1 protein-coding gene is annotated in these 421 nt (G+C 54.6%); it reads left to right on the top strand.

The window, feature by feature from the left end:
• The coding region (locus I6F37_RS41585; protein WP_225154610.1) for a TlpA disulfide reductase family protein at window positions 1-421 on the top strand (421 nt) is incomplete at both ends.

Genomic DNA, 421 nt, shown 5'->3' with positions numbered 1-421 from the left:
AAGTATCCCCGGGCGTTCCGTCGACTACCGCGCCGCCAGAAAACAAGAGTGCTTTCCCAGTTGCTCCCGAAGTGTCGCTGCAAACTCTGGATGGCAAGAACTTCAACCTCTCAGAACTGCGCGGTCGCGTGGTGCTGCTGAATTTTTGGGCCACCTGGTGTATCCCCTGCCGGTCAGAAATACCGGAGCTCAATACAATGCATCACGATCTGGAGGCTCGCGGATTATCGGTTGTCGGAGTGTCTACATCTGACGGTGCCGACGGCGTGAGAGATTTTTGGAAAGACATCAAACAGGATTACACGGTGCTGCTCGGCGATCGAGGAGTGGAATCGAAGTTCGCTATAGCCGGGCTACCAACTACTTTTATCCTCGATCGTGAAGGTCGCATTCGCGCCAAGATTGTTGGCGAGCGAAAGCG

It is taken from the genome of Bradyrhizobium sp. NBAIM08 (assembly GCF_020193935.1).
GTDB lineage: Bacteria > Pseudomonadota > Alphaproteobacteria > Rhizobiales > Xanthobacteraceae > Bradyrhizobium > Bradyrhizobium yuanmingense.
This window is presented reverse-complemented; position numbering and strand designations above follow the sequence as displayed.